The 19931-nt window shown below is 65.9% G+C and carries 21 protein-coding genes; 14 read left to right on the top strand and 7 right to left on the bottom strand.

Features of this window, described 5'->3' with window-relative positions:
- Window positions 1-35 precede the first annotated feature (35 nt).
- Genes rsmD through ACYQ1H_RS05365 form a run of 3 tightly spaced genes read left to right on the top strand, consistent with a single transcriptional unit; the run spans window position 36 to window position 1354 of the window.
- Window positions 36-602, top strand: coding sequence for a 16S rRNA (guanine(966)-N(2))-methyltransferase RsmD (rsmD, locus tag ACYQ1H_RS05375; protein ID WP_460027010.1), 567 nt, complete (start codon window positions 36-38; stop codon window positions 600-602).
- On the top strand, window positions 599-1087 hold the full coding sequence (coaD, locus tag ACYQ1H_RS05370) for a pantetheine-phosphate adenylyltransferase (RefSeq protein WP_460027009.1): 489 nt from the start codon (window positions 599-601) through the stop codon (window positions 1085-1087). The genes rsmD and coaD overlap by 4 nt, the downstream gene beginning before the upstream one ends.
- A gap of 9 nt (window positions 1088-1096) precedes the next feature.
- Complete coding sequence (locus ACYQ1H_RS05365) at window positions 1097-1354, top strand: YfhL family 4Fe-4S dicluster ferredoxin (protein WP_460027008.1); 258 nt, start codon at window positions 1097-1099, stop codon at window positions 1352-1354.
- A gap of 6 nt (window positions 1355-1360) precedes the next feature.
- Here ACYQ1H_RS05365 and ACYQ1H_RS05360 read toward each other — a convergent pair whose 3' ends face one another.
- Window positions 1361-2593: a toxic anion resistance protein gene (locus tag ACYQ1H_RS05360; RefSeq protein ID WP_460027007.1), complete on the bottom strand. Its 1233-nt coding sequence runs from the start codon at window positions 2591-2593 to the stop codon at window positions 1361-1363.
- Between the two features lie 326 nt (window positions 2594-2919).
- Between ACYQ1H_RS05360 and gap the strand changes: the two genes are divergently transcribed.
- The 3 genes from gap to ACYQ1H_RS05345 all read left to right on the top strand — a co-directional run bounded on the left by gap (window position 2920) and on the right by ACYQ1H_RS05345 (window position 6532).
- A complete protein-coding gene (gene gap, locus ACYQ1H_RS05355; RefSeq protein WP_460027006.1) occupies window positions 2920-3930 on the top strand; it encodes a type I glyceraldehyde-3-phosphate dehydrogenase in 1011 nt (336 codons plus the stop codon).
- Between the two features lie 77 nt (window positions 3931-4007).
- Window positions 4008-5510, top strand: coding sequence for a pyruvate kinase (pyk, locus tag ACYQ1H_RS05350; protein ID WP_460027005.1), 1503 nt, complete (start codon window positions 4008-4010; stop codon window positions 5508-5510).
- A gap of 20 nt (window positions 5511-5530) precedes the next feature.
- Window positions 5531-6532 (top strand): class 1 fructose-bisphosphatase, encoded by a 1002-nt coding sequence (locus tag ACYQ1H_RS05345; RefSeq protein ID WP_460027004.1) that lies wholly within the window; start codon window positions 5531-5533, stop codon window positions 6530-6532.
- A gap of 60 nt (window positions 6533-6592) precedes the next feature.
- On the opposite strand, the gene ACYQ1H_RS05340 is transcribed toward ACYQ1H_RS05345, so the two are convergent.
- Window positions 6593-6838, bottom strand: a complete 246-nt coding sequence (locus tag ACYQ1H_RS05340; protein ID WP_460027003.1) for a twin transmembrane helix small protein — start codon at window positions 6836-6838, stop codon at window positions 6593-6595.
- Between the two features lie 59 nt (window positions 6839-6897).
- Between ACYQ1H_RS05340 and ACYQ1H_RS05335 the strand changes: the two genes are divergently transcribed.
- The 4 genes from ACYQ1H_RS05335 (at window position 6898) to ACYQ1H_RS05320 (ending at window position 10837) form a co-directional block, all read left to right on the top strand.
- A complete protein-coding gene (locus ACYQ1H_RS05335; protein WP_460027002.1) occupies window positions 6898-7635 on the top strand; it encodes an SURF1 family protein in 738 nt (245 codons plus the stop codon).
- The gene (locus tag ACYQ1H_RS05330; protein ID WP_460027001.1) at window positions 7632-8228 is read left to right on the top strand and encodes an SCO family protein; all 597 of its coding nucleotides are present in this window, start codon (window positions 7632-7634) and stop codon (window positions 8226-8228) included. Before ACYQ1H_RS05335 ends, ACYQ1H_RS05330 begins: the two co-directional genes overlap by 4 nt.
- Window positions 8229-8372: 144 nt before the next feature.
- Window positions 8373-10403 (top strand): signal recognition particle-docking protein FtsY, encoded by a 2031-nt coding sequence (ftsY, locus tag ACYQ1H_RS05325; protein ID WP_460027000.1) that lies wholly within the window; start codon window positions 8373-8375, stop codon window positions 10401-10403.
- 32 nt (window positions 10404-10435) lie between these two features.
- Entirely contained in the window at window positions 10436-10837 is a 402-nt protein-coding gene (locus ACYQ1H_RS05320; RefSeq protein ID WP_460026999.1) for a DUF6524 family protein, read from the top strand.
- A 15-nt stretch (window positions 10838-10852) separates the two neighbouring features.
- On the opposite strand, the gene ACYQ1H_RS05315 is transcribed toward ACYQ1H_RS05320, so the two are convergent.
- Window positions 10853-12175, bottom strand: coding sequence for a M18 family aminopeptidase (locus ACYQ1H_RS05315; RefSeq protein WP_460026998.1), 1323 nt, complete (start codon window positions 12173-12175; stop codon window positions 10853-10855).
- 140 nt (window positions 12176-12315) lie between these two features.
- On the opposite strand from ACYQ1H_RS05315, the gene ccmA reads away from it, so the two are divergent.
- The 3 genes from ccmA to ACYQ1H_RS05300 are packed head-to-tail and all read left to right on the top strand — an operon-like array spanning window position 12316 to window position 14367.
- Window positions 12316-12945, top strand: coding sequence for a cytochrome c biogenesis heme-transporting ATPase CcmA (gene ccmA / locus ACYQ1H_RS05310; RefSeq protein ID WP_460026997.1), 630 nt, complete (start codon window positions 12316-12318; stop codon window positions 12943-12945).
- A 5-nt stretch (window positions 12946-12950) separates the two neighbouring features.
- Window positions 12951-13619, top strand: coding sequence for a heme exporter protein CcmB (gene ccmB / locus ACYQ1H_RS05305; protein ID WP_460027021.1), 669 nt, complete (start codon window positions 12951-12953; stop codon window positions 13617-13619).
- Window positions 13620-13623: 4 nt separating this feature from the next.
- Entirely contained in the window at window positions 13624-14367 is a 744-nt protein-coding gene (locus ACYQ1H_RS05300) for a heme ABC transporter permease (RefSeq protein ID WP_460026996.1), read from the top strand.
- 97 nt (window positions 14368-14464) lie between these two features.
- Here ACYQ1H_RS05300 and ACYQ1H_RS05295 read toward each other — a convergent pair whose 3' ends face one another.
- Window positions 14465-14722, bottom strand: a complete 258-nt coding sequence (locus ACYQ1H_RS05295; protein ID WP_460026995.1) for an Lpp/OprI family alanine-zipper lipoprotein — start codon at window positions 14720-14722, stop codon at window positions 14465-14467.
- A gap of 302 nt (window positions 14723-15024) precedes the next feature.
- Here ACYQ1H_RS05295 and ACYQ1H_RS05290 point away from each other — a divergent pair, with 302 nt between their 5' ends.
- Entirely contained in the window at window positions 15025-16659 is a 1635-nt protein-coding gene (locus ACYQ1H_RS05290) for an alpha-D-glucose phosphate-specific phosphoglucomutase (RefSeq protein WP_460026994.1), read from the top strand.
- Window positions 16660-16768: 109 nt separating this feature from the next.
- Here ACYQ1H_RS05290 and rsmA read toward each other — a convergent pair whose 3' ends face one another.
- Genes rsmA through ACYQ1H_RS05275 form a run of 3 tightly spaced genes read right to left on the bottom strand, consistent with a single transcriptional unit; the run spans window position 16769 to window position 19925 of the window.
- Window positions 16769-17554, bottom strand: coding sequence for a 16S rRNA (adenine(1518)-N(6)/adenine(1519)-N(6))-dimethyltransferase RsmA (gene rsmA / locus ACYQ1H_RS05285; RefSeq protein ID WP_460026993.1), 786 nt, complete (start codon window positions 17552-17554; stop codon window positions 16769-16771).
- The gene (gene pdxA, locus ACYQ1H_RS05280; protein WP_460026992.1) at window positions 17551-18564 is read right to left on the bottom strand and encodes a 4-hydroxythreonine-4-phosphate dehydrogenase PdxA; all 1014 of its coding nucleotides are present in this window, start codon (window positions 18562-18564) and stop codon (window positions 17551-17553) included. Before pdxA ends, rsmA begins: the two co-directional genes overlap by 4 nt.
- Entirely contained in the window at window positions 18561-19925 is a 1365-nt protein-coding gene (locus ACYQ1H_RS05275; RefSeq protein ID WP_460026991.1) for a peptidylprolyl isomerase, read from the bottom strand. The genes pdxA and ACYQ1H_RS05275 overlap by 4 nt, the downstream gene beginning before the upstream one ends.
- Window positions 19926-19931: the final 6 nt, after the last annotated feature.

The following is a 19931-nucleotide window of genomic DNA, read 5'->3' as shown; positions in this document are numbered from 1 at the left end:
TGGGCGGGGGCAGCGGTTTGACCCGGCCGGCCGGCGTGGCGCGCCACGAAATCCGCATCATCGCCGGCACTTGGCGTAGCCGCAGGTTGCGGTTTCCGGCGGTCGAGGGCCTGCGCCCGACACCGGACCGCGTGCGGGAAACCCTGTTCAACTGGTTGCGGGACGCGATAGAGGGAGCCCGCTGCCTGGACCTGTTCGCCGGCAGCGGCGCCCTGGGCTTCGAGGCTGCCTCGCGCGGCGCGGCGCGGGTCGTGCAGGTCGACGCTTCCGCGCGGGTCTGTTCGTCCCTGCGCCAGCATTGCGCCCGGCTGGCGGCCGACGGCGTACAGGTGGTGGAGGCCCAGTCTCGGCAATTCCTGCTGGGCGTTGCCGAGCCTTTCGATGTGGTCTTCCTTGACCCGCCTTTCCGTCGCGGCTGGCTGGCGCCCTTGTGCGAATCCCTGGAGCGCCGCGGCTGGCTGGCGCCGGAGGCGCTCATCTATCTGGAATTCGAGCGCGAACTGCGGCTGGACGGTCTGCTGCCCCCGACCTGGTCGGGGTGGCGCCACGGTACGGCGGGCGAAGTGGGTTACGCCCTTTATCAACGACGGCCGGCCGCATGACCATCACCGCGATCTATCCCGGTACCTTCGATCCCATCACCAACGGGCATGTCGATCTGGTCGGCCGGGCTGTCCGCATGTTCGGCCGCGTGGTGGTGGCGGTGGCGGAAAACCGCAACAAGGCTCCCCTGTTCAGCCTAGCCGAGCGGGTGACGATGGCGCGCGAGGCGCTGGGCGGGTTTCCGGCGGTCGAGGTGCTGGGCTTCGATACCCTGCTGGTCGAGTGTGCCCGGGCGACGGACAGTCAGGTCATCCTGCGCGGCCTCAGGGCGGTGTCGGATTTCGAGTTCGAGTTTCAGCTGGCGGGCATGAACCGTCACCTCGGGCCGGAACTCGAAACCGTGTTCCTGACGCCCAGCGAGCGTTATGCCTTCATTTCCTCGTCCCTGATTCGCGAGATTGCCCGTTTTGGCGGTGACGTGTCGGCCTTCGTGCCGGGCGGTGTGCAGGCCGCCCTGAGGGCCAGGCTGGCACCGGCTGATTGAGGTTGGACCATGGCCCTGCTGATCACCAACGAATGCATCAACTGCGACGTCTGCGAACCGGAGTGCCCGAACGGTGCCATCTCGGAAGGCGAACTGATCTACCGGATCGATCCCGGCTACTGCACCGAGTGCGTCGGCCATTACGGGGAACCGCAATGCCTCAAGGTCTGTCCGGTCGAGTGCATCATCCACGACCCGGACCATCCCGAGGACCGGGAGGCACTGCAGCGGAAGTATCTCCGGCTGACGGCCCGGGCTCCGGGCTAGGCTGGTTCAGAGCTGGATGTCCTGGCTGGTCGCCAGCGACAGGGTGGTTGCCACGTCCTTGACCTGCTCCTCGCGCACGCGGTCCAGATAGCCCCGCGACTTGTCGACCTCATGGCTGAGCGCGTCCACGGTCTTCTGCATGGTGTCCAGCGCCTGGGTCTTGTAGTTCGCCACCATGTCCATGGTGGCGTAGATGTTCTGGAAGGCGAGCTTGAGCTTGTCCAGGCTGACGGCGGCGTGGGTGGCCTGTTCGTGGATGGTCCCGGCCTGCTGCCGCATCAGGCTTGAGGTGGACTCGATCAGGTTGCTGGTGGTGCTGTTCAGGGCACCGATCTGGTCCAGCACCAGCTTCTGGTTGGCAAGGGCCTGGGCGACGATCACCGCCGTCCGCAAGGCCGACACCGTGGTGGTGGTGGCGCGGTCCACGCCCTTGATCAGTTCCAGATTGTTCTTGCGGATCATGTCCATGGCCAGGTAGCCCTGCACCGTGACGGCCAGCTGGGTCAGCAGATCCTGGATTTTCTGCCGCACGTAGAACAGGAGTTCCTCGCGCACGACCCGTGCCTTTTCCGGGTCGGATGCCTCGATCTCGCCCAGCCTGGCGCTGATGGCCGCGTCCACTTTCCTGCCGACGTAGATGTACTGTTCCAGACGCTCCATGATGCGCCAGGCGTGGGCCTTTTCCTCCTCGACGGCGGCATTGTCCTTGCGGAGCTCGTCCTGACCGTTGTAGAGCGACGTGATGATGGCGTCGAGATGCGCCTGGGCCGATTCGTACTGACGGAAATAGTCCTGGACGGAGCCCCCCCAGGGGATGAAGCCCAGCAGTTTTTTCGGTTGCAGCAGGTTGCCCTTGCGGGTCGGATCCAGTTCCTCGATCTTGCGCCTGAGGTCGACCAGCGACCGGGAGATGCTCGATCCCTCGTCGAACAGGCCGGTATTCATGGCCCGCACCGGTTGCTGCAGCAGCCGGTTGGAGATGCTGGCGGCGGCACGGATTTCCTCGTTGGCCAGGGTGTGGACGCCGGAAACCCTGGCCTTGAAGGCTTCGCTGTGCACCTTTTCGGCCAGGACGATGTCGACGAATTCGGCGACCTTCTGGTCCAGCGCCTCCCGCTGCCCGGGTTCCAGCCTGACCAGTCCCCCGGCCTTCTCGGGTTCGATGGCATTGACGGGCGCGGGGGCTGTGAGCGCTTCGGGGGGCGTCAACGTCAATGTTGTCTCGGTTGTCGTGTTCACGGACCTTACCTCGTGCGGTGGGGCGGCCTGGTGGATGCGGAGTGGCGCGCGTCGGCCGGATTGTAGTCGAAACGACGGCTGTTCCGGCCGGGCCAGGACATGGCTTTTACTGGACTGTCAGGGTCCGGATTGCTATATTGCCGCCAATTTCGCCGGGACAGGCCGATTCATCGGCCCCGCATCCCGCGCGTCGGGAGCAGCTTCCCAAGATACCACCGATCCGCCCTTAACGACCGCCGGGCCGCCTCGCGGGGCTGCCTGCCCCCGGCCCGTTTGCCAGCGGCCGGTGTCGACCCTCACTTCACCCAAGCATTGGAGATACAGGCATGACGATTAAAGTTGCTATCAACGGCTACGGACGCATCGGGCGCAATGTTCTGCGGGCTGCCTTCGAGTCCGGTCGCCAGGATGTCGAGATCGTGGCCATCAACGATCTTGGCGATGCCAAGATCAACGCCCATCTGACCAAGCGCGATACCGTCCATGGCCCCTTCAACGGCACCGTGGAAGTCGGCGACGGCGCTATCATCGTCAACGGCAAGACCATCAAGGCCTTCTCCGAGCGCGATCCCGCCAAGCTGCCCTGGGGCGCGATGGGCGTGGACGTGGTGCTGGAGTGCACCGGCATCTTCCGCAACAAGGCCAAGTGCATGGCGCACATCGAGGCGGGTGCCAAGAAGGTCATCATCTCCGCCCCGGCCGACAAGAACGAGGCCGATGCCACCATCGTCTACGGCGTCAACCATGGCATCCTCAAGGCCAGCGATCAGGTCATCTCCAACGCCTCCTGCACCACCAACTGTCTGGCGCCGCTGGTCAAGCCGCTGCATGAGAAGCTGGGTCTGGTCTCCGGCCTGATGACCACCATCCATTCCTACACCAATGACCAGGTGCTGACCGACGTCTATCACAGCGACCTGTACCGCGCCCGTGCCGCCGCGCTGAACATGATTCCGACCAAGACCGGCGCTGCCCAGGCCGTGGGTCTGGTGCTGCCGGAGCTGAACGGCAAGCTCTCCGGTTTCGCCATCCGGGTGCCGACCGCCAACGTTTCCGTCGTCGATCTCACCTTCATCGCCAGCCGCGAAACTAGCAAGGAAGAGGTCAACGGTATCCTCAAGGAAGCTTCCGAAGGCGCCCTCAAGGGCATCCTGGGCTACAACGTCGAACCGCTGGTCTCCAGCGACTTCAACCACAGCACGACCTCGTCCAATTTCGATGCCACCCAGACCCAGGTCATCGGCAATCTGGTCAAGGTGCTGTCCTGGTACGACAACGAGTGGGGCTTCTCCAACCGCATGCTGGACACCACTGTGGCGCTGATGCATGCCAAGTAAGTCCCGCCGTTCCTGACTCCGTTCACCAGTAGGGCCACCCCGTTGTGGCCCTACGCGCACCTGAGTAGTTGGTTTTTATGTCAAAAGTTTTTCGTCGCACCAAGATCATCGCCACCTTGGGGCCGGCCTCGGAATCGCCCGAGGTGCTGGAAAAAGTGCTGAGAGCCGGTGCCGATGTCGTCCGTCTGAACTTCTCCCACGGCACGGCCGACGAGCATCGGGCCCGCGCCGAGCGTGTGCGTGTCCTTGCCCGGAAGCTGAACCGCCATGTGGCCATCCTGGCCGACCTGCAGGGTCCGAAAATCCGCGTGGCCCGCTTCAAGGACAACCGCAAGGTCATGCTGGAGGTCGGGCAGAAATTCGATCTGGATACGGCGTTCCCGTCGGATCAGGGCGACGAAACCCAGGTTGGATGCAGCTACGAGGCGTTGCCCCGGGACGTCAGGAAAGGCGATGTCCTGCTGCTGAACGACGGGCTGATCGTCATGGCGGTCGACGAGGTGGTCGGCACCCGCGTCAAGTGCACGGTAACGGTGGGCGGCGTGCTGTCCAACCACAAGGGTATCAACAAGCAGGGTGGCGGCCTGTCGGCGCCGGCCCTGACCGACAAGGACAAGCAGGATCTGCGGACGGCTGTCGACATCGGCGCCGATTATCTGGCCATCTCCTTTCCGCGCTCCCGCGAGGACATGGACGAGGCGCGGCGCATGCTTACCGAGCTCGGCAGCGACATGGGGCTGGTGGCCAAGGTGGAGCGCGCCGAGGCCATCCTCGAAGGCACCATCGAGGGCATCATCGAGGCTTCCGACGCGATCATGGTCGCTCGCGGCGACCTGGGCGTGGAAATCGGTGATGCGCGCCTGCCGCATGTCCAGAAGCGCCTCATCCAGCTGGCCCGCACCTTCAACAAGGCCGTCATCACCGCCACGCAGATGATGGAGTCGATGATCAGCAATCCGGTGCCGACCCGCGCCGAGGTCTCGGATGTTGCCAACGCCGTGTTCGACGGCACCGACGCCGTCATGCTCTCCGCCGAGACCGCGTCCGGCGACTACCCCGACCTGGCGGTCAAGGCCATGGCCCAGGTCTGCCTGGAGGCGGAGAAATACCCGCGCGAGAAATCCAAGCACCGCCTGCACGAGCGGTTCGAGCGCATCGACGAAACGGTCGCCCTTTCGGCCATGTATGCGGCCAACCATCTCGAAGTGCGGGCTATCGGCGCCCTCACCGAGACCGGCTCCACGCCACTGTGGATGTCTCGCATCAGCTCGGGCATCCCGATTTACGCCCTGACGGCTCACGAAAAGACCTGCCGCCGGGTGACGCTGTTCCGCGGCGTCTATCCGATCAGCTTCAACCCGATCGGCATTCTCGACCATGCGGTGCTGAACCGCGCCATCGTCGAGGAGTTCATGCGGCGCGGCCTGGTCGATGCCGAGGACACCATCATCCTGACCAAGGGTGACCTGATGGGCACCCGCGGCGGCACCAACGCCATGAAGATCGCTACCATATCCGAGATACTGGCGGCCGCTCCGGACGACTGGAAAGCGCACTGCCCGGCATGCCAACAACCATAACGACAGGTTAGGAGAACATCATGATCGGCCAACAACTGACCCAATTCCTGATCAACGAGCAGCGCAAGATCCCCGGCGCCACCGGCGAGCTCACGCTGCTCCTGAACGATATCGCTTCCGCCTGCAAGGGTATCGGCCATGAAGTCAACCGTGGCGCCCTGGCCGGCAACCTCGACGTCATCGGCTCGGAGAACGTCCAGGGCGAGGTGCAGAAAAAACTGGACGTGCTGTCCAACGAAATCTTCATCCGCTCGCTGGAATGGACCGGCCACCTGGCGGCCATGGCTTCCGAGGAAAACGACGAGATCATCCAGATTCCCGCCGAATATCCCAGGGGCAAGTACCTGGTCGCCTTCGATCCGCTGGACGGCTCCGGCAACATCGAGGTCAACCTGTCCATCGGCACCATCTTCTCGATCCTGCGCGCGCCGGAAGGCAAGGTAGACATCACCGCCGAGGACTTCATGCAGAAGGGCACCCAGCAGGTGGCGGCCGGTTTCTGCATCTACGGCCCGACCACCATCCTGATCCTGACCACCGGGCAGGGCGTCAACGGCTTCACCCTGGATCGCAACATCGGCGAATTCGTGCTCACCCATCCGAACGTCCGGGTGCCGGAGGACACCGCCGAGTTTGCCATCAACATGTCCAACCATCGCTTCTGGGAAGAGCCGGTGCGCCGCTATGTCGATGAGTGCGTCCAGGGCAAGGCCGGTGGCCGCGAGAAGGATTTCAACATGCGCTGGCTGGCGTCGATGGTCGCCGAGGTCTACCGTGTGCTGATGCGTGGTGGCCTGTTCACCTACCCGATCGACGACAAGATCAAGAGCAAGGGTGGTCGCCTGCGGCTGCTGTACGAAGCCAATCCGATGGGCTTCATCATCGAGCAGGCGGGCGGTGTCGCCTCCACCGGACGCGAGCGCATCCTCGACATCCAGCCGACCGGCATCCATCAGCGCGTACCGGTGATCCTCGGTTCCCGGAATGAAGTCGAGCGGCTGGCCTCCTACCACAAGGCCTGAGCGCCGACGACGGTTCACAAAGCCCGGCTCGCGTGTCCGCGACCGGGCTTTTTTATGGGGTCAGGGTGTCGTCGGTGAGACGGTTTGCTGGGGATTGGCCGCCGGCGGCCGCAACCCGTGCGGCTTGATCAGGCCGAAGCCGAAGCTCAGCAGCAGCAGGACGAACAGGCCGATCGAGAGCCCGATGCGGAGGGTGAGGGCACGGGCCGTACGCGGCGAGCGCTCGCGATCCTTGAGCAGGTAGACCAGCGCCGAACCGAGGCTGCCGACGATGATGAATAGCACCAATACGATGAGGATCTTCAAGGGCGGAACTCTGCTGAATGGCGAGACGGCGGGGCGGCGGGCGGTCGGGTGTGCCGACGGTGCCTGATTATAGCTTCAATGCTTCCGCGAAGGCCTGGCTCCTATTCGGTGTCTGTTGCCCTCTGTTCCTGGCGCTGGGTTTCTGGCAGCTAGAACGCGCCGGAGAGAAGGAGCTCATCAACGCCACCAGGGCGGCGCGCGTTGGGGAGGCGCCCATCCGGCTGTCCGCGGAAATGCGGGGGGACGGGGAGGATTTCCGTTATCGCCGGGTCTGGATGGTGGGTGAATATGATGCCGAGCACTCGTTCCTGGTCGACAATCAGGTGCAGGGCCAGGCCGTCGGCTATCACGTACTGACCCCGTTCAGGATCAACGGCGGCCCGGCCGTGCTGGTCAATCGCGGCTGGGTGCCACAGGGCCGGGACCGCCAGCAGCTACCGGAGACCGGGCCGCTGCCCGCCGGCCGGCTGCGCGTTCAGGGAACGCTGGACGCCTTCCACCGGGTCGGCCTTCGCCTCAAGGGGGCGGAGATTCCCGCCGAGGGCTGGCCGGCCGTGGTGCAGTTGCCCGAGGCCGATGCGCTGTCGCGGCGGCTCGGCTATCCCGTACAGGCGTATCAGGTATTATTGGACCCCGACGCCGAGGCGGGGTACGTCCGCCAATGGCATGCCGCCAGGCTCGATCCCGGCAAGAACCGAGGATACGCCCTGCAATGGTTCCTGTTCGCGGCAGTGGCCGCCTTCCTGTTTCTACGCCACGGTTTCACGTCCCGCCCGGCCCGAGCTTCCCAGCCATGAATCGCTCCCACGCTCCCCTCTGGCGCGGCCGCGCCATGATCATCGCCATCGCCCTGACCGCCTTCGTGCCGTTCGGCCTGGCCTGGTACTACGCGAAACACCCCGACCTGATCGACAGGACCAGCAACTACGGCAGCCTGATCCTGCCGGTGCGGCAATTGCCGCTGGCCGAGCTGCTGCCACCGGCGGACGCCCCCGCTGCGATGGCGGAGCTCCGGGGGCGGTGGCTGCTGTTGCAGGTCTCGACGCAATCCTGCGCGGCGGTCTGCGCCGAGACCCTGCACAAGACGCATCAGGGCTGGTTGATGCTGAACAAGGAAATGCCGCGGGTACGTCGCTTGCTGCTGGCCGCGGATGCCGAACAGGCGCGGACATCGCCGCCGGTACGGCAGGATGACGCCCTGCTGACGGCGGGGCTCGCGCCATCGGTGTTGACGGCGCTCGCCAGCGCCATCGGCAAGACGCCGGACGAGGGCGTGGTCATCCTCATCGATCCCCTGGGCAATCTGGTGCTCTGGTATGACCTTGGCTTCGACCCCTACCAGATGGTCAAGGATCTGAAACACTTGCTGAAGGCCTCCCAGATTGGCTGAGCTGCGCGTCCGGCCTGGCCGCCTCGGGCTGTCCCCCCGGCGGGTCGGCGCCAGGCCCGCCACCTCCGGCGCGGCGGGCCTGGCGAGCGGCATCGCCATCGCATAGGCCCACGCTCACTGCCCTGTCACGACAACACATCGCTTATGTTCCGCAAACTGGCTCTCCTCGTTCTGCTGCTGGCCCTCACCGTCATCCTGATGGGCGCCTATGTTCGTATTTCGGATGCCGGGCTCGGCTGCCCCGACTGGCCCGGTTGCTATGGCAAGCTGATCGTCGAGCCGCCCGTCCTGCCTGAAGGCGGTGCTGATCCCGCGTTTGACGCCGGCAAGGCGTGGAAGGAAATGGGCCACCGCTATCTGGCGGGTGCGCTGGGGCTGGGCGTGCTGGCGTTGCTGGTGATGGCCTTCCGGGAGCGGGGCAATCGCGGGCGGGTGATCCGCACGGCGCTCGCCGTGCTCGCGCTGCTGCTCCTGCAGGCCTTGCTGGGCATGTGGGCCGTCAAGTTTCTGGTCATGCCGCAGGTGGTGACGGCGCATCTCCTGACCGGCTTCCTGACCCTGTGGCTGTTGTACCGGCTCTGTCTGGCGGCGGGTCCGCAGACGGCGCCGCTCGCGCCCGTGACGGGGCTGCGCTGGCTCAGCCGCCTGGGTCTTCTGCTGTTGTTGCTGCAAATCGTCCTGGGCGGCTGGGTGTCTTCCCACTATGCGGCCCTGGCGTGTCCCGATTTTCCGACCTGTCTCGGCAGCTGGCTGCCGGCGCTCGACTATGACGCGCTGCTGTCCGGAGTCCTGAATCCGGCCGATCCTCAGGCGCGGCTGCTGTCGCCCGAGGCGCGCGCCGGCCTTCATGTCATCCATCGCCTCGGCGCTGCCGTCGTATTCCTGGTATTGACCCTGCTGGCGATGGGGGTGACCTCCAATCCCAGGGTGCCGCGGCTGAGCAAGGTCGGTCTGTTGCTGAGCTTCCTGCTGCTGGTGCAGATCGGCCTCGGCATCGCGCTGGTGTTGCTGCGGTTGCCGGTGGCACTGGCCATGGCCCACCACGCCGTGGCGGCCCTGCTGCTGCTGACGGTGGCGCACATCCACTATTTCGTCGGCCTCGCACCGCAGGCCCCGGAGCGTCGCATCCCCGAGCAGGGCGCGGCGGAGCAGCCGCGGCAGTTGGAGACTCTCCCGTCGGCAACCCTGCCGCCGCCGGTCATCGGCCAGCCGGAAAGGGAGCCGGTTGCCCGCCCCGACGTCACCCCCGAAGGGCTGCTGACCCGGTTGAAGAGCCAGCTCGGCAAGACCCGGGGTGGGCTGACCGGTTTCATCGGCAATCTGGCGCTGGGCAGGAAGGCCATCGATCGCGAGTTCCTGGAGGACCTCGAGGCCCAGTTGCTGACGGCCGACATTGGCGTGGCGGCGACGCGCGACATCATCGGCCACCTGACCGAAAGCCTGGATCGTCAGGAACTGGCGGATGTCGACGTGCTCAAGGCCAGGCTCAAGGCGTACCTGCACGAGATCATCCTCCCGGTGAGCGTGCCGCTGGCGATCCCGGAGGAGACCCGGCCCTTCGTCATCCTGGTGGTGGGCGTCAACGGTGTCGGCAAGACCACCACCATCGGCAAGCTTGCCAAGCGCTTGCAGAACCAGGGGCACAGCGTGATGCTGGCGGCGGGCGATACCTTCCGTGCCGCGGCGGTCGAGCAGTTGCAGACCTGGGGCGAGCGCAACCAGGTGCCCGTCGTGGCCCAGCATACCGGGGCCGACTCGGCCTCGGTCATCTACGATGCCCTGCAGGCGGCCCAGTCGCGCGGCATCGACATCCTGATCGCCGATACCGCCGGCCGCCTGCACAACAAGTCCAACCTCATGGAGGAGCTCAGCAAGGTTCGGCGCATCATGGCCAGGCTGGATCCGACGGCCCCGCATGAGGTATTGCTGGTACTCGATGCCGGCACCGGTCAGAATGCCATCAACCAGGCCCGCCAGTTTCACGAGGCGGTGGGTCTCAGCGGGATCGCCCTGACCAAGCTCGACGGCACGGCCAAGGGTGGGGTCATCTTCGCGCTGGCCAGGCAGTTCGGTCTGCCCATCCGCTACATCGGCATCGGCGAGGGGATCGACGACCTGCAGGATTTCGATGCCGGCCAGTTCATCGAGGCGCTCTTCGCGGAAGCGGAATCCTGAGCGCGCCAGCGGCAGCTTCCCGGGGAGGTGGGATGATGGGGATATTGCTTCGTTTCCTGATGGCGCTGGTGCTGGTGTTCGCAACCTGGAATCCCAGCGGGCATTCCTATCTGCACTGGCTGCTGCGTTCGCTGCCCGATATCACCGCGCCACTGGCCTTCACCGGCGTGGTGCTGCTGATCGGCTGGGTGTTGTTCCTGCACGCGACACTGGAGTCCCTGGGGTTCCTCGGGGTCCTGCTCGCCGCCGCCTTCTTCGGTACCCTGACCTGGCTGTTCTTCGACCAAGGCTGGATCACCGCCGAGAACGGCATCGTCACCTATGTATCACTGGTCGTCCTGGCGGCCATCCTCGCCGTGGGCATGGCCTGGTCGCACCTCTGGCGGCGCCTGTCGGGCCAGGTCGAGGTCGACGAGGACCGCGACCAGCGCTGAGAGGCCCTGCGCCTCTCAGCGCCGGAATGGGGCGGGGCTCTCCAGGAAGGTGCGCAGCAGGGCCATCAGCCAGAACTGATCCAGCACGCCGGCGCTCTCGCGCGCGCTGTGCATGGCCCACATGGGAGCGCCGCAGTCGATGGTGGGAACGCCCAGGCGGGCGGCGGTCATGGGGCCGATGGTCGAGCCGCAGCCGAGATCCGTCCGGTGCACGTAGGTCTGGCCGGGCACGCCGGCCTCCCGGCACAGCTCGATGAAACAGGCTTCGGTGAAACCGTCGGTGGCATAGCGCTGGTTCGCGTTGACCTTGACGGCCGGGCCGCCATTGACGCGAATGCCGTGCAGCGGCTCGTAGGCGTTGGGGAAGCTGGGGTGCCAGGCGTGCGCGGCATCGGCGCTGACCAGGAAGCTGCGGGCCAGGCCTCGCCGGTAACCGGTCCCGTCGTCGCCGCGACTCGATGCCAGTCTTTCCAGCACGTCGGCCAGGAAGCTGCCGTCCGCGCCCCTGTGGCTTTCGCTGCCGATCTCCTCGTGATCGAAGAAGGCGCAGACGGCGGTGGTTTCCCGCTCGCCGGCATTCAGCAGCGCCGTCAGGCCGGCATGGCAGGATGACAGGTTGTCGATCTGGCTGTCCGCCAGGAATTCCCCCCCGGCTCCCCAGAAGCTGCCGGGCTGATCGTCGAAAACCGCCAGTTCGAAACTGAGGACGTCATTGGCCTCGACCCCTGCCTGACGGGCCAGCAGGCGTAGGAACTGGCTTTCCGCTCCCAGCGCGTCATGCAGCAGCCCCAGGATCAGGGGCAGTTCCGTCTGCTTGTGCAGCTTGAGACCCTCGTCGTTGACCTTGCGGTTCATGTGGATGGCAAGGTTGGGCAGGCGCGCGACGGGCTGCTCGAAGCGGATCAGCCGGCTGGCGATGCCGTCGGGGCCGCGCAGGTGCACGCGGCCGGCCAGGTTGAGGTCGCGGTCGGTGAAGGTCGCCAGAATGGGACCCCCGTAAACCTCCACACCCAGCCGCAGCAGGCTATCGGCAGCATGGGCGGCCTTCGGCTTCAGGCGCAGCCCCGGAGAGTCGGTGTGCGCGCCGATCAGCCGGAACCCGGCTGCCGAGGGCGGCGCCGAGCCGACCCGAAAGGCGATCAGCGAGGCGCCGCCGCGGATGACATAGCGGCGGTCGCCCGCCTCCAGCGGCCAGTCCTCGTGCTCGGCCAGCTCGCGGTAACCCTGCCGGCGCAGGCGGCTGGCCAGCATGTCGACGGCATGCCAGGGACTGGGGCTGGCATCGATGAAGTCCAGCAGATCCTGGGCGTGGCGGCGTTGATCGGGCGAGATGTCCATTGGTGCAGCGGCCGGGGCGTTGAGTGATGCCGCAGTTTAGCCGATCGGTGGCCGCTGGCGCTCGCTGCCCGGCCCCGGGCGGTGCCGATTCTGCGATAATCGGTGGCCATGCCCTCACCCATGATTCGCGCCGGCGCCTGATGTCTGTTCCGATTCCCCTGCTGGAGGTGCGGCGGCTTGCCTGCCGCCGTGGCGAGGTGACGCTGTTCGAGGAACTGGCGTTCACGCTGGACCGCGGCGAGGTCCTGCAAATCGAGGGCGCCAACGGCAGCGGCAAGACCAGCCTGCTGCGCATTCTGGCGGGGCTGACGCCGGCGGACGAGGGAACGGTCTTGTGGCAGGGGTGGGACATTCGCGAGCGGCGATCCGAATTCCATGGCCAGCTGGCCTATCTGGGGCATCATCTGGGCTTGAAGCACGAGCTCACGGTCGTCGAGAACCTGCGTGCCGCGGCCGGCATCCAGGGCATGGGGGGCGCCGTCTCGCGTCTGCCGGGCGTGCTGGACAAGGTCCGGCTCGATCACCGGGCCGATTTGCCGGTGCGGGCCCTGTCGGCCGGCCAGCGGCAGCGCGTGGTGCTGGCACGCCTGCTGCTGCTGGGCACCGTCCTGTGGATACTCGACGAACCGTTCACGGCGCTGGATGCTGCCGGGGTCGATCTGGTGCGCAGCCTGGTCGAGGAGCACCTGGAAGAGGGCGGCGTCGTGATCCTGACCTCGCATCAGGCGGTCCCCCTGGGCCAGCGCCTGCGCAAGCTGGCGCTGTCGTGAAGCCAATGCTGGGAGCACTGCTGGCGCTGGTCAGGCGCGATCTCCTGCTGGCCTACCGCCATCGCGGGGAACTGGCGAATCCACTGCTGTTCTTCATGATTGTGGTGACCTTGTTCCCGCTGGGCGTCAGTCCCGCGGAGGCGCTGCTGAAAATCCTGGCGCCCGGCGTGATCTGGATCGCTGCCCTCTTGGCGGCGCTGTTCTCGCTGGAGAGCATGTTCCGTTCGGATTTCGAGGATGGCGCGCTGGAGCAGATGGCCATGAGTCCGCAGCCGCTGGCACTGCTGGTGCTGGGCAAGGTGCTGGCGCACTGGCTGGTCAGCGGCTTGCCGATGCTGCTGATGGCGCCCTTGCTGGCGTTGTTCCTGTCCCTGCCGGTGGCGGGCATCCTGGCGCTGGAACTGACCCTGTTGGTCGGGACGCCGCTGCTGAGCCTCCTGGGGTCGATCGGCGTGGCGCTGACCGTCGGCCTGCGCCGGGGCGGGGTGTTATTGACCTTGCTGGTTCTGCCCCTGTACATCCCGGTGCTCATTTTCGCCACCAACGCCGTCACCGTTGCCGTGGCCGGTCTTCCCTACGACGGGCAGGTCTATTTTCTGGCGGCACTCCTGGCGCTTGCCGTGACGCTGGCGCCATTCGCCACCGCCGCCGCCTTGCGCATCAGCCTGAGTTGACATCATGTGGAACGCGATCTGGTTGTTTTTTCACAAACTGGCCTCTCCCAAGCATTTCTATCGCATCAGCGGGCGGTTGCTGCCCTGGCTGGGCGGATTGACGCTGGTTCTGTTGCTGGCCGGTCTGTATCTGGGGCTGTTCGTGGCGCCGCCGGACTATCAGCAGGGACAGAGCTACCGCATCATCTTCGTGCATGTTCCCAGCGCCTGGATGTCGTTGTTCGTCTATACCTTCATGGCGGTGCTCAGCGCCATCCACCTGATCTGGAACATCAAGCTGGCCGATGTGATGGTCCGGAGTTCGGCGACCCTCGGCGCGTCGTTCACCCTCCTCGCGCTGGTGACGGGGTCGCTCTGGGGCAAGCCGATGTGGGGCGCCTGGTGGGTCTGGGATGCGCGCTTGACCTCGGAGCTGATCCTGCTGTTCCTCTATCTCGGCTACATGGCCCTGGTGTCGGCGATCGAGGACACGCGCACCGCGGCCCGGGCCGGCGGGGTGCTGATCCTGGTGGGCGTGGTCAACATTCCCATCATCCATTACTCGGTCGAGTGGTGGAATACCCTGCACCAGGGACCGACGGTGACCAAGATCGACAAGCCGTCCATTCACCTGAGCATGCTGGTGCCGCTGTTGCTGATGGCGGCGGCGTTCCAGTTCTACTATTTCACGGTCGTGCTGATGCGCGCCCGGGTCGAGTTGCTGTCGCGGGAGCGTCGTGGCGAGTGGGTGAAGGAGGTGGTGTCCTGAAGCCCCCCCGGGGACAGCTCCGGCAGTCACGTACACAAAAAAACCCGGTGGGTTGCCCCACCGGGTTTTTCGCAAGTTTTTCGCGGAGGCGAAAAGCTTATTTCATAGCGCCCTTGCGGAAGCCACGGTCCAGCTTGGCGTTGACTTCTTCGGCAGCGGCAGCCGCGCGGCGAGCAGCGGCGTCGGCGCTGGTGGCAGCGGACAGCGCTTCGTCAGCGGTGCTCTTGACAGAAGAGATCTCAGCCTTCAGGCCGTCAACCTGGGTCTGCAGGGCAGACAGGTCGCTTTTGCTGGCGCAGCCAACGGTCAGGCCAGCAGACAGAAGAACGATGGACAGCTTGGTTGCATTCATCATTGTGGGTTTCCTTCTTATGATGCGGTCGTTTAAGAAAGCATCTCTACTTTATCAAGGATGAAGCACAGATGCCGCTCGGAATTTAGTTTGCCGAGATTTCGCCAAACTTTCCAGTATTATTTTTACACAATCTGTTGCGATGTCACCAGCGATTTGGCGTTTTGACGCCAAATCTTCATCAAGCGAGCGGGTGCGCTTCCGCCGGTGGGGCCCTTGTCGACCCGGCTGCCGCGACTGCTGTCCGAATGCCCGAATTCAGTACAATGCACGCGGAATCTTCCTCTCAAGACCATGAGCCCATCATGCAGATAAGAACCATCGAGACGCGTCCCTACCCGGACCAGAAGCCCGGCACCTCGGGGCTGCGCAAGAAAGTCAGAGTCGTGCTGCAGGAGCATTACCTGGAAAACTTCGTCCAGTCGGTTCTGGACGTGATCGACGATGCCCGGGGCATGCCCCTGGTGCTGGGGGGCGACGGCCGCTTTCACAACCGCCGCGCCGCGCAGACCATCATCAAGATGGCGGCGGCCAATGGCGTCGGCCGGCTGCTGGTCGGGCAGGGCGCCCTGCTGTCGACGCCGGCTGCCTCCTGCCTGATTCGCAAGCAGGGCGCGCAGGGCGGCTTTGTCCTGTCCGCCAGCCACAATCCCGGTGGACCGGACGAGGATTTCGGCATCAAGTTCAACGCCGCCAACGGGGGGCCCGCGCCCGAGAACTTCACCAACGCGGTCTATGCCCGCACCAAGGCGATCACCGAATACCGGATCGCCGACACAGACGATGTCGACCTTGACACCCCGGGCGACTGGCGGGTGGGCGACATGGTTGTCACCATCGTCGACCCGGTTGCCGACTATGCCGAATTGATGGAAGGCCTGTTCGATTTCGCGGCCATGACCTCAGCGCTGAAGTCCGGCGCGATCTCGATCTGTTTCGATGCCATGCATGCGATCACCGGACCCTATGCCCGGCGCATCCTGGTCGACCGGCTCGGCGCCGCGCCGGATTCGGTCATGAACGCCACTCCGCTGGAGGATTTCGGTGGCGGGCATCCCGATCCCAACCTGGTCCATGCGCATGCCCTGGCGGAACGCATGTACGCCCCCGGCGCGCCGACCCTGGGCGCGGCCTCGGATGGCGATGGCGACCGCAACATGATCATGGGCGATCGTTTCTTCGTCACGCCCAGCGACAGCCTGGCCGTGCTGGCGGCCAACCTGCACCTGTTGCCCGGGTACCGGGATGGCCTCAAGGGCGTGGCCCGCTCGATGCCCACCAGCCAGGCGGTCGACCGCGTCGCCAGGGCAATGGGCATCGATTGCTACGAGACCCCGACCGGCTGGAAATTCTTCGGCAACCTGCTGGACGCCGGCAGGATCACCCTGTGTGGCGAGGAGAGCTTCGGCACCGGTTCCGATCATGTCCGTGAAAAGGACGGCCTGTGGGCCGTGCTGGCCTGGCTGAATCTGCTGACGGTGCGCCAGCAGTCGGTGGCCGACATCGTGCGCGAGCACTGGCGCGCATTCGGCCGGGACTATTACTCGCGGCACGATTACGAGGGCATGCCGGCCGCCATCGGCGACGGCATCATGGCGCATTTGCGCGGGCAGCTGGCGGGCTTGATTGGCCGCAGCTTCGGTGCCAACACGGTATGCCTGGCGGACGATTTCAGCTACACTGATCCGGTGGATGGCAGCGTCAGCCCGAACCAGGGCATCCGCATCGTCTTCGACAATGGTTCCCGCATCGTCTTCCGCCTCTCCGGCACCGGGACCGAGGGAGCGACCCTGCGCATCTATCTGGAACGCTACGAGCGCGATTCCTCCCGGCATGATCTCGATCCCCAGGATGCCCTCCAGGACCTGATCGAGCTGGCCGAGCAGCTCGGCGAGGTCCGGCAGCGCTCCGGCATGGCGGTGCCCACCGTCATTACCTGACGGGAAAGGCGCGCCGCGATCCGGTCATGGCCGGTTGCCTGCCCGCAGGCTGCCGGACCGCGGCGGCTGGAGTCCCGTCCTGTCCCGCCCGTTTATCGTCAGGTCCTTGCTATGGGTTCTGCCGCTGGCTCAGGCGGCGGGCCAGTCCGGCGAAGGCGGCCAGGTCGAGCGTTTCGGCCCGGGCACCGGGATCGATACCGGCGGCCAGCAGGTCGGCTTCGTCGAGCAGATGCCGCAAGGCGTTGCGCAGCGTCTTGCGCCGCTGGGCGAAGGCGGCCGCGACCACCTGGCCCAAGGTCACGGCGTCTGCCGTAACCGGCGGTTCGGCGTGGGGCGTCAGGCGCACCACGGCCGACATCACCCGGGGTGGCGGCTGGAAACTCTCCGGCGGCACCTCGAACAGCTTTTCCGCCCGGCAGCGGTATTGGGCCATCAGGCTCAGCCGGCCGTAATCGGGTTCGCCCGGCCCGGCGCACAGCCGATCCACGACTTCCCGTTGCAGCATGAAGTGCATGTCCTCGATCCGGTCCGCGGCGGCCAGCAGGTGGAACAGCAGCGGTGTCGAGATGTTGTAGGGTAGGTTGCCGACGATGCGGAGTTTCCCGCCTTCGCTCAGCCCGGCAATGTCGAATTTCAGCGCATCCGCTGCGTGCAGCCGGAATCCGGGCCGTTCGGCGAAGCGCTGACTCAGCCGGGCGACCAGATCGCGGTCGATCTCGATGGCGTCCAGCCGCGCCGAGCGGCCGAGCAGGGCCGCCGTCATCACACCCTCGCCCGGGCCGATTTCCACCAGATGATCCCCGGGGCGCGGGTTGACCGCCATGACGATGCGATGCACCACGGTATCGTCGCGCAGGAAATTCTGGCCGAAACGCTTGCGGGGAATATGGTTCATGCGGTTTGCGTGGAAGGGGACGGGACGCCGCGCGATCGGCCCGTCCGGACCAGGTCGGCGGCGGTCTCGATGGCGGCCAACAGGCTGCCGGGATCGGCCTTGCCGCTTCCGGCCAGGGCCAGGGCCGTGCCATGGTCGACCGAGGTGCGGAGAATCGGCAATCCCAGGGTGATGTTGACGGCGCGACCGAAACCCAGGTGCTTGAGCACCGGCAGGCCCTGGTCATGGTACATGGCGAGCATGGCATCGGCCTGGGCCAGTACCGGCGGCAGGAACAGGGTGTCGGCGGGCAGGGGGCCGGTCAGTCGCAGACCCTGTCGCCGGAGCGAGGCAACGACCGGTTCGATCACGTCGATTTCCTCTCGCCCCAGGTGCCCGCCTTCGCCGGCATGTGGGTTGAGGCCGGCGACCAGGATATGCGGTTCGGCGAGCCCGAAGCGGTTGCGCAGGTCGCGGTCGAGGATGCGCAGGATGCGCTCCAGGCCCGGGCCGGTAATGGCGCGGCTGACCTCCGCAAGCGGCAGGTGCGTGGTGGCCAGCGCCACCCTCAGCCCGGGAGCGGCCAGCAGCATCACCGGATCGCCGCCGGTCAGCGCGGCAATGAATTCGGTATGGCCGGTAAAGGGGTAGCCGGCCTCGTTGAGACTGGCCTTGTTGACCGGACCGGTCACCAGCGCGTCGCAGACGCCGTCGAGACAGGCGCGGACGGCGGCCTTGAGCGTCGTCAGCAGATAATCCGCGTTGTCCCGGTTCAGCCTGCCGGCCCCGGGATCGGGGCAGTCGGCCACCGGCCAGACCCACAGGCGTCCCGGCGTCGCGGTGCACGGGTGGCCGGGCTGCCAGATGACGAGTTCGATCCGCTGGCCGAGCTGGCGGGCGCGCTGCGCCAGCAGCGCGGGATCGCCGACCACCACCAGATCGGCAGGCAGGCTTCGTTCGGCGAGCGCCAGGCAGAGATCCGGGCCGATGCCGGCCGGTTCGCCTGGGGTCAGGGCGAGGCGCGGCCTCACGGTTCCGGCTTCGCCGGCGGTGGCGGCGGCGTGCCGTCCGGGGCCAGTTCGGGTATCCGGTACTCGACATAGGCCTCGTCCCGGATGCGGCGCAGCCACAGTTCCGTCTCTTCCGCCAGCTTGCGCTTGAAGATCTCGTCCTGTGCCTGCTTTCTCAGCAGTTCCTCCGTATCGTCGGACTCCTGCCGTTCCAGCACCTGGATCAGGTGCCAGCCGAACTGGCTCTGCACCGGATCGCTGAACTGGTTCGGTCCGAGAGCATTCATCGCCTGCTCGAATTCCGGCACCAGCGCGCCGGGCGCGACGAAGCCAAGGTCGCCGCCCTTGACGGCAGAGCCCTTGTCATCGGAGTTGCCCCGCGCAAGATCGCCAAAATCGTCGCCGGCCTCGATGCGGGTCTTGATGGTCTCCAGCTTTTTCCTGGCGTCTTCGTTGGTGATGAGTTCGTTGGGCTTGATGAGGATATGGCGGACATGCGTCTTGGTGACACGCTGCACGTCGCCGCCGCGCGTTTCCAGCAGCTTGATGAGGTGGAAGCCGCTCGGGCTGCGGATCGGGCCCTGGATGTCGCCCTTCTTCATCTTCGGCACGAGGTCGGCAAACAGGGTCGGCATCTCGCTCAGCTTGCGCCAGCCGAGCTCGCCGCCCTTGAGTGCTTCGGATGCATCGGAGGAACTCAGCGAGGCCTGGCGGAAATCCAGGCCCTGCCTGAGATCGGCGACCAGCTTCTCGGCCTTCTCGCGGGCAGCCTGCACCGCGGCTGGCTGTGCCGCCTGGGGGGTGGCGATGAGGATGTGGCCGAGCAGGAATTCGGCGTTGGGGTCGGCGCCGGACTTGCCGCGGGTCTCCATCCAGTTCTGGATCTCGCGGTCGCTGATCTTGATCTGGCTGTTGACCTGATTGCTGCGCAGACGCTGCTGCGCCAGCTCGCCACGGATCTGTTCGAGGAAATCGGGGTATTCGATGCCTTCGGCGCGCAGCGAGCCGCGCAGTTCCTCGGGCGTCAGGTTGTTTTTCTGGGCGATCTGCTGCACCGCCTGGCGCAAGGTTTCGTCATCCACCCGCAGGCCGGATTTTTCCGCCAGACTGATCTGGATCTTCTCCAGGATCATCCGGTCCAGCACCTGGCGCGCCAGGGTGATCCCGGAGGGCATGGGGGTGTCGCTCTGGGCCAGTCCCTGGCGGATGGCGGCGATCTTCTTCTGCAGTTCGCTCTCCAGGATCACATCGTCCTCGACCACGGCAACGATGCGGTCCACGCCATCGGCGGCGGCGGGCGGCACGGGCAGAGACGCCAGCCCGGTCAGGCCGGCGAGCAGCAGCGCGGAACGGGACAGGCGGGACATGAACGGTTTGACCATGGGTGT

It is taken from the genome of Methyloparacoccus murrellii, assembly GCF_054657115.1.
This window is presented reverse-complemented; position numbering and strand designations above follow the sequence as displayed.